The organism is Rudanella lutea DSM 19387 (assembly GCF_000383955.1).
In the GTDB taxonomy this organism is placed as follows: domain Bacteria; phylum Bacteroidota; class Bacteroidia; order Cytophagales; family Spirosomataceae; genus Rudanella; species Rudanella lutea.
This window is the reverse complement of record NZ_KB913013.1, coordinates 2,326,380-2,333,693: the sequence shown is the minus strand read 5'-3', so window position 1 is coordinate 2,333,693 and position 7,314 is coordinate 2,326,380. Positions and strand designations below refer to the sequence as shown.

Annotated in this window: 6 protein-coding genes, 1 tRNA gene and 2 rRNA genes (1 of these 9 cut by a window edge); 4 read left to right on the top strand and 5 right to left on the bottom strand. The window is 51.5% G+C overall.

Annotation, left to right across the window (positions count from 1 at the left end):
• Positions 1 to 1,138, top strand: a 23S ribosomal RNA gene (locus RUDLU_RS0109705) (it extends 1,694 nt beyond the left edge of the window).
• A gap of 91 nt (positions 1,139 to 1,229) precedes the next feature.
• A 5S ribosomal RNA gene (gene rrf, locus RUDLU_RS0109700) occupies positions 1,230 to 1,341 on the top strand.
• A 148-nt stretch (positions 1,342 to 1,489) separates the two neighbouring features.
• Here the strand turns inward: rrf and RUDLU_RS27240 are convergent.
• Positions 1,490 to 2,020 (bottom strand): hypothetical protein, encoded by a 531-nt coding sequence (locus RUDLU_RS27240; protein WP_019988180.1) that lies wholly within the window; start codon positions 2,018 to 2,020, stop codon positions 1,490 to 1,492.
• Positions 2,021 to 2,142: 122 nt separating this feature from the next.
• On the opposite strand from RUDLU_RS27240, the gene RUDLU_RS0109690 reads away from it, so the two are divergent.
• Entirely contained in the window at positions 2,143 to 3,663 is a 1,521-nt protein-coding gene (locus RUDLU_RS0109690; RefSeq protein WP_019988179.1) for a GH3 family acyl-acid amido synthetase, read from the top strand.
• Positions 3,664 to 3,671: 8 nt separating this feature from the next.
• Here RUDLU_RS0109690 and RUDLU_RS0109685 read toward each other — a convergent pair whose 3' ends face one another.
• Positions 3,672 to 4,235, bottom strand: coding sequence for a hypothetical protein (locus tag RUDLU_RS0109685; RefSeq protein WP_019988178.1), 564 nt, complete (start codon positions 4,233 to 4,235; stop codon positions 3,672 to 3,674).
• A 159-nt stretch (positions 4,236 to 4,394) separates the two neighbouring features.
• On the opposite strand from RUDLU_RS0109685, the gene RUDLU_RS0109680 reads away from it, so the two are divergent.
• Positions 4,395 to 4,748: an MmcQ/YjbR family DNA-binding protein gene (locus RUDLU_RS0109680; RefSeq protein ID WP_019988177.1), complete on the top strand. Its 354-nt coding sequence runs from the start codon at positions 4,395 to 4,397 to the stop codon at positions 4,746 to 4,748.
• Positions 4,749 to 4,818: 70 nt separating this feature from the next.
• Here the strand turns inward: RUDLU_RS0109680 and RUDLU_RS0109675 are convergent, their stop codons facing one another.
• The 3 genes from RUDLU_RS0109675 to RUDLU_RS0109665 form a co-directional block, all read right to left on the bottom strand.
• Positions 4,819 to 6,030, bottom strand: a complete 1,212-nt coding sequence (locus RUDLU_RS0109675) for a PQQ-dependent sugar dehydrogenase (RefSeq protein WP_019988176.1) — start codon at positions 6,028 to 6,030, stop codon at positions 4,819 to 4,821.
• 320 nt (positions 6,031 to 6,350) lie between these two features.
• A tRNA-Arg gene (locus tag RUDLU_RS0109670) sits at positions 6,351 to 6,424 on the bottom strand.
• A gap of 72 nt (positions 6,425 to 6,496) precedes the next feature.
• On the bottom strand, positions 6,497 to 7,288 hold the full coding sequence (locus RUDLU_RS0109665; RefSeq protein ID WP_019988175.1) for an enoyl-CoA hydratase/isomerase family protein: 792 nt from the start codon (positions 7,286 to 7,288) through the stop codon (positions 6,497 to 6,499).
• Positions 7,289 to 7,314 lie beyond the last annotated feature (26 nt).

Here is a 7,314-nt window from a genome sequence, read left to right as displayed (position 1 = left end):
GTAATGGGAGGTTGCAGAGCAAAGGCCCAGGCGACTGTTTACCAAAAACACAGGACTCTGCCAAATCGAAAGATGACGCATAGGGTCTGACACCTGCCCGGTGCTGGAAGGTTAAGAGGGGGAGTTAGTCGCAAGGCGAAGCTCTGAATTGAAGCCCCAGTAAACGGCGGCCGTAACTATAACGGTCCTAAGGTAGCGAAATTCCTTGTCGGGTAAGTTCCGACCTGCACGAATGGTGTAACGATCTGGGCACTGTCTCAACCATGAGCTCGGTGAAATTGTAGTAGCGGTGAAGATGCCGCTTACCCGCCACGGGACGGAAAGACCCCGTGCACCTTTACTACAGCTTAGTATGGATTGCCGGTCAGGCATGTGTAGGATAGGCGGGAGGAATTGAAGGGGTGTCGCCAGGCATCCTGGATCCAACCTTGAAATACCGCCCTTGGCTGACTGGTGATCTAACCTCATGAGAGGGACAGTACTTGGTGGGTAGTTTGACTGGGGTGGTCGCCTCCGAAAGGGTAACGGAGGCTTCCCAAGGTTCGCTCAGGGTGGTTGGTAACCACTTGTGGAGTGCAATAGCAAAAGCGAGCTTGACAGTGAGGCTCACAAGCCGATCTGGTGCGAAAGCAGGGTATAGTGATCCGGTGGTACTGCATGGGTGGGCCATCGCTCAAAGGATAAAAGGTACGCCGGGGATAACAGGCTGATCTCCCCCAAGAGCTCACATCGACGGGGAGGTTTGGCACCTCGATGTCGGCTCGTCACATCCTGGGGCTGGAGAAGGTTCCAAGGGTTCGGCTGTTCGCCGATTAAAGTGGCACGCGAGCTGGGTTCAGAACGTCGTGAGACAGTTCGGTCCCTATCTGTGGTGGGCGCAGGAATTCTGACGGGGGCTGTCCTTAGTACGAGAGGACCGGGATGGACTCACCGCTGGTGGATCAGTTGTTTGGCCGCAGGCACGGCTGAGTAGCTACGTGGGGTTAAGATAAGCGCTGAAAGCATCTAAGTGCGAAACTGGCCCGAAGATGAGAGTTCCAAAAGAAGGCTGTTCGAGACGAGAACGTTGATAGGCGGCAGGTGGCAGCGGTGAGAGCCGTGGAGCTGAGCCGTACTAATGAGCCTGATGTGTGTTGATGTGTGCAGATTGGTTAGTTGGTTGGTTGTAGGGTTAGGATATTGTACTTGTTTTCTCTGTGGGTGTGAAGACTCTGTGAAGTTACTAGGAGGTTGGTGGTGTTATGGCGGGTGAACACCTTTTCCCATGTCGAACAGAGCCGTTAAGCCCCGTGCTGCCGATGGTACTGGAGTCAAATCCGGGAGAGTAGGAAGCTGCCACCTCTAGTTATTGAAGCGAAGGGGGTGTTATCTCGGAAGAGGTGATACCCCCTTTCCGCGTTTACGGTAGCGGGGATAGGCACAAGCCTCAGTGATGGTTGATGCTGCTTACAGGTCTATCAGTTAGACTATTTTTCTACTATTCCGCCTTTTAATGGTTCCAGCGCAACCCCGTGATCTGAAATTTGACCTCACGTGGTTTTTGGCCGGCGAATGAGAGACTGACCAGCATATTTTTAGCCCTCTTCATCTGCTCAATCAGCCTATCTTCTTTCTCAAAGAATACGATGTTTGCACGACCGTTGGCCGCTGCCGATAAGTTATAGGTTATGGGCTTTCGCCCATCAAACTGAACCTGGGCGCTACCATTTTGAAAGCTCCGTGTAAATAGGCCTTTCTCGACCTCTAAATAGACATACTCATTCTCTTTGGTTTTACGTATTGTCAGCGATACGTTGGTCCCGCCCGTATACGGGTAGGAAAACTCGATCGTATTAGTTGAGCTCAAAACCGCTCGGTAGGTAATGTCTCCGGTTGTGCTCTGCGATTGACTGTATTTCCACCCTTCGGCTGATGTGCGAGTCTGCGACATAATAGAGGTCTCAATTAGTCGGGTATCTGCAAGAGAGGCAGGCGGATTGAAAGGGCTCAACGCCAGGAGAGGGATTAGGAAAATACGCATAGAGAATTAAAACCCTGGGATAAGAAAAGATACAGTTTGCTTTCTGGAGGCCTTACAATAGCCTTATCAACAATGTACATAGATTCTGGTTAATCGGATAGTGCATACACAAAAGATTATCTATGGCAGTTATTGGCGAGTTGGTTCGGAAAGCAATTGATGTATATGGTTTTATCACATCTGATCCTGAGCCAGCAAAGGCTCAACGGACTGTATTGCAATCTCTCCTGGAAAAAGCGCGTTTGACTGCTTTTGGGAAAAAATACAGCTTCAGCGCTATACTGAATAGTACTGACGTCGTGCGTGCGTTTCAAGAAAATGTACCTGTACACGATTACGATAAGATGTACGATGAATGGTGGCACTATCTGCAGGAAGGTCATCAGAATATAACGTGGCCAGGTGGACAGCGTTATTTTGCGCTAAGTAGCGGTACAACCAGCACAAGCAAGTCGATTCCGGTAACAGATGACATGCTCGACTCGATTCGGCGGTCGGGATTGCAGCAGGTGGCGAGTCTAAAGAATTTCCAGTTGCCTGCTGATTTCTTCGAGAAGCAGATAATGATGCTGGGTAGTAGTGTAAGCCTGATTCAGAAAGATGACCATGAGGAGGGAGAAATCAGTGGGATTAGCGCGGCTAACATACCGGGCTGGTTTCGGGGTTACTACAAGCCGGGTGTAGAAATTGCGTCGATTACAGATTGGGATGAGCGTGTTCACCGAATTGCTCAGGAGGCACCCATGTGGGATATTGGTAGCTTGAGCGGTATTCCATCCTGGATAGAGATGATGTTGAAAGAGGTAATCTTGCATAACCGTGTAAGCACTATTCACGATATATGGCCTAATTTGCAGGTGTACACTTCGGGTGGTGTTGCCTTTGAACCCTACCGAAAGAGCTTCGAGTCGTTGTTGGCTCGCCCACTAACGTATATCGATACCTATCTAACTTCAGAAGGGTATTTGGCTACGCAAAAGCGCCCTGATACAACTTCAATGGCTTTGATTCTGGACAATGGGATCTTTTTTGAGTTTGTCCCCTTCACCGATGCTAACATGGATGAAGATGGCCGGGTGAAGCAGGATGCCGAAATTCTGAGTCTGGAGCAAGCGGAAGAGAACGTCGATTATGTCTTGCTGATCTCAACCGTTTCGGGGGCGTGGCGGTACATGATTGGTGATACAGTCATGATTACCGATAAAGCCCGTTCGGAAATCCGAATCACGGGACGAACAAAGCATTTCCTGAATGTGGTTGGCGAGCAATTATCCGTTTTTCAAATGAATCAGGCTATGCAAAAGATGCAGCGGCAGTTCGACATGGAAATCAAGGAGTTTGTAGTTGCGGCAGTCCGGAAAGAGGATAAATACATCAATAAATGGATGGTTGGTTCAAATCGTGATGTCGACAATGTGCAGTTTGCCACTTCGCTCGACAATGAGCTCTGCGAAACGAATAAAAACTATAAAGTAGCGCGTAGTAAGTCGCTGCATGGAGTAGAAGCCGAGGTGGTGCCGGTTGAGTACTTCTACCGCTGGAGTGAAGACTACAAGAAGTTGGGTGGGCAAACCAAAATTCCGCGGGTAATGAAAGAAGACGATTTTCGGGATTTTGAGCAATATATTCGGGAGTTGCGGTAACTAATTCGTTAAGGCTCGGCTTGCTCCAGTTTTCTGACCTGCTCGACAATCTCCTCGGGCGAAACATACAGCCGGGCGATCTTATCTTTGTACGCCTGTGGTAACTCGGCGTGGTTCAGGATAAACCGCTTTGTAGCTACCAGATACGGCCCTAAGCCGCGTTCAACGGCAAAGGTGTCGGCAATGCGCTCTACCTTGCGCACGTACTCCGTCGAGAAAACGTACGAAACGCCAAAGCGGACCAAATTCCAGTTGCTACGGCGTTCGTAATCCATGATATGTCCCAGTTCGTGACCAATCCAGCCAATCATGATTTCGCTGGGAAGCTGATGGATGGGTATGGCTGTGTGGGTGAGGGTAAACAGCGAACTGATATTGATTTGATAGGCTCGGCGTTGGCGGTTGCCCAGTAGCGACTCGAAAACGGGTTGCGCCTGCATGACCGACGATCGTATTCTGGGCTTGAATACGAATCGGATAGGGGTTTGGTTTAGCTCAGGGTAAAATGAAAGGGCCGTGAGAACGTCCTGCTCAATAACCGAAGGAATAATTTTGTTGTTGGCCCAATTCATAAGTTTAACGGCGTGTGATCGGCTCACGGGCGGATTCGTGCGCGTATAGTGTTAACGGTTGGGGCGCTGATTGGTTTTGTCGGAATGGTGTGCGGTTTATGAGTGCCAAACAGGCGCAAGGAAAGAACGCATGCGCAAGAATCGGGTACGAAAAACGGTATGGTAACAATAGATACGTTTCGGCAGATGGCGCTGGCATTGCCTGAGGTGACAGAACATCCGCACGCGGGCAACCGGGCTTTCAAGGTTGGGAGCAAAATTGTGGTGACGCTCAATAGCGCCGAAAACAGAGTTTGCCTGAAACTCTCGGAACTGGATCAGGACTTGTTCTCGGCTTTCGACCGAACGGTGGTCTATCCGGTACCCAATAAGTGGGGGAAGCACGGCTGGACACTGGTGAGTCTTCAGAAAGTGGAGGCAGAAACGCTGCACGATGCCTTGATTGCAGCGTATTGCCATGTAGCGCCTAAGCGGCTCTCGGCCCTGGTTCAGCCACATACGGATGCCGAATAAGACTTGGCCAACAAAAAAGCCGCTTCGGGTGAAGCGGCTTCTGTGAGCTTGAGCCTTACAGCCAAACTACTTATTTCTTAGCAATCCGGTAGAGCCGTCCCTGATCGGTCACGGTGTAGAGTGCTCCGTCTTTGCCCTGTGTGATATCGCGGAAACGCTGGTAATCTTCGGTGAGCAGACGCTCTTCGGCCACTACCCGGTTGTTTTCGATAATCAGACGGGCAATGTGCATACCGCTAAGCGTACCGATAAACAGGTTATTTTTCCATTCGGGCATTTGGTCGCCGGTATAAAAGGTCATACCGCTGGGCGACACCGAGGGGTCCCAATAATACACCGGCTGTTCGAGGCCGGCCTGCTGCTGAATGGCTTCGCCTACTTTCTGGCCGCTGTACTCAATTCCGTATGTAATGGTTGGCCATCCGTAATTTTTGCCAGGCTCAACGCGGTTAAGCTCATCACCCCCGCGCGGACCAAATTCGTTCTCCCACAAATCGCCCGTAACCGGGTGCAGGGCGAGCCCCTGTACGTTGCGGTGACCGTATGAGTACAGTTCGGGGCGGGCACCGTCTTTGCCGATGAACGGATTCCCTGAAACAGGCTTACCATCGGTGGTGATTCGGATGACTTTACCCAGGCCAGAGTTAAGCGATTGCGCCTGTGGCCGGGTCACTTTGTCGGAGCGTTCGCCGGTGCTGATAATCAGGTTGCCCTGTTTGTCGAACAAAATACGGCCCCCGTAGTGTAGTGTGCCTTTGTACGCAGGAGTAGCGCGGTAAATAACCGTTGGGTTTTCGATTTTCTTTTCATCGGCCGACAGCTTGCCTTTAGCCACAGCCGTCAGGTTACCATTGTCTGATGGTTCGGCAAAGACCCAGTACACCATCCGGGTTTTTTCGAAGGCCGGATCGACCCGCACACCAAGCAGACCACCCTGCCCAGCTGAATTAACAGCTGGCAAACCAGTAATAGCCTCGCTCAATTTGCCTTCTGGCGTGGCGATGCGCATGGTCCCTGCTTTCTCGGTAATGAGCAGACGCCCGTCGGGCAGGCTTGTAATGCCCCAAGGCGATTTGAGGGCTTCGGTCAACACTTTACCTTCGTAGGCTGCTTTTGTTTTGATGCTACCCACGCGCGTTTGTCCCGCAAACGCTGATTTGTAGTTTGAATTAGGCTCTTTGGTCTCGACAGGAGCGCCCAAGCCTGCCTGTTGGGCAAACAGGGAGTGTGAGGCCAGTACGAGCGTAGCGGCTGCTGTAAGGCCTATGATTCGGTTTATCATTGTTGACATGGTTTCGGGTAACAGAACGCAAGAGTGGCCCGATTGGTTTAATCCAATGGATTGTCGCGCCCGATTGCGTACGTGTTTATACAGGAGTAAGCCAAATAAGGGACAATCCTAACCGAAACGGGAAATAGCCCAAACAAAAAAGCCGCTTCGATTGAAGCGGCTTTCGTGCACTCGTAGGGATTCGAAGGCGATTGCGCCCCCAGCCTAAACCTGCTGATCCGTACCGCGGTCGCGCCCGACTCAGGGGCTTTATCCAATGGAGCTACGAAACAGCCCAAACAAAAAAGCCGCTTCGATTGAAGCGGCTTTCGTGCACTCGTAGGGATTCGAACCCCAAACCTCCTGATCCGTAGTCAGGTGCTCTATCCAATTGAGCTACGAATGCATTGCCCCGTGTTGGGACTGCAAAAGTAGAAAGAAGTTTTAAAAATCCCAATCAGCAACCTTAAAAAAAATCTTACTTCCCCTTAAAATTTGGCTTCCGTTTCATTAGAAAAGAACCAATACCCTCCATAGCATCGGCGGAGTGGCCCAGTATTTCCTGATTGTCAGCCTCTTGTTCGAGCATGGCTTCCAGGGTGCTGTAGAGCGATTGGTTGAGGACTTTTTTCATCAATCCAATGGCTTTGGTGGGGGCGGAGGCATATGCACCCGCCAGTTCGGCTACAGCGGCATCTAACTGCTCGGCCGGAACCGATTGACTAACCAAACCCAGCGACAGGGCTTCGGGGCCATACACGCGTCGGCCTGTGCTGCAAAGCTCAAATGCCTTGAGCGAGCCAACCAGACGGGGCAGGAAAAAGGTAGCGCCCGCATCGGGCATGAGGCCGATGTTGATAAAAATCTGGCTGAAATACGCTTCGTTGGCGGTGACAATGGCGTCGCAGGCCAGCGCCAGCGAGCAACCTGCCCCAGCCGCTACGCCGTTGACGCGGGCAATTACAGGTTTTGGGAGATTCCGAATGGCCAAAATCATGGGATTGTACCCTTCCCGTAGCGATTTGCCCAGCGAAAGCCCGCCCTCTGATGCCCCAGCCATGCCATCTTTCAGGTCGGCACCGGAACAGAACGCTTTGTCGCCCGCGCCGGTCAGCACCACAACGCGAATAGCGGGGTCGGCGGCTACCTGCCCAATGGCTTCGGTTATTTCCCGGATAAGGCCGCTGCTGAGGGCGTTATAAACCTGAGGCCGGTTGAGCGTAATGCGGCAGATTCCGTCGGAGACTTCGTATAGAATGGATTCGTACATGGCTGTAAGGCTGAAAGAATAGTATG

Excerpts from the sequence above, each read along its gene's own strand:
- RUDLU_RS27240 (WP_019988180.1), bottom strand. The coding sequence starts at position 2,020 with ATGCGTATTTTCCTAATCCCTCTCCTGGCGTTGAGCCCTTTCAATCCG.
- RUDLU_RS0109690 (WP_019988179.1), top strand. The coding sequence starts at position 2,143 with ATGGCAGTTATTGGCGAGTTGGTTCGGAAAGCAATTGATGTATATGGT.
- RUDLU_RS0109685 (WP_019988178.1), bottom strand. The coding sequence starts at position 4,235 with ATGAATTGGGCCAACAACAAAATTATTCCTTCGGTTATTGAGCAGGAC.
- RUDLU_RS0109680 (WP_019988177.1), top strand. The coding sequence starts at position 4,395 with ATGGTAACAATAGATACGTTTCGGCAGATGGCGCTGGCATTGCCTGAG.
- RUDLU_RS0109675 (WP_019988176.1), bottom strand. The coding sequence starts at position 6,030 with ATGATAAACCGAATCATAGGCCTTACAGCAGCCGCTACGCTCGTACTG.
- RUDLU_RS0109665 (WP_019988175.1), bottom strand. The coding sequence starts at position 7,288 with ATGTACGAATCCATTCTATACGAAGTCTCCGACGGAATCTGCCGCATT.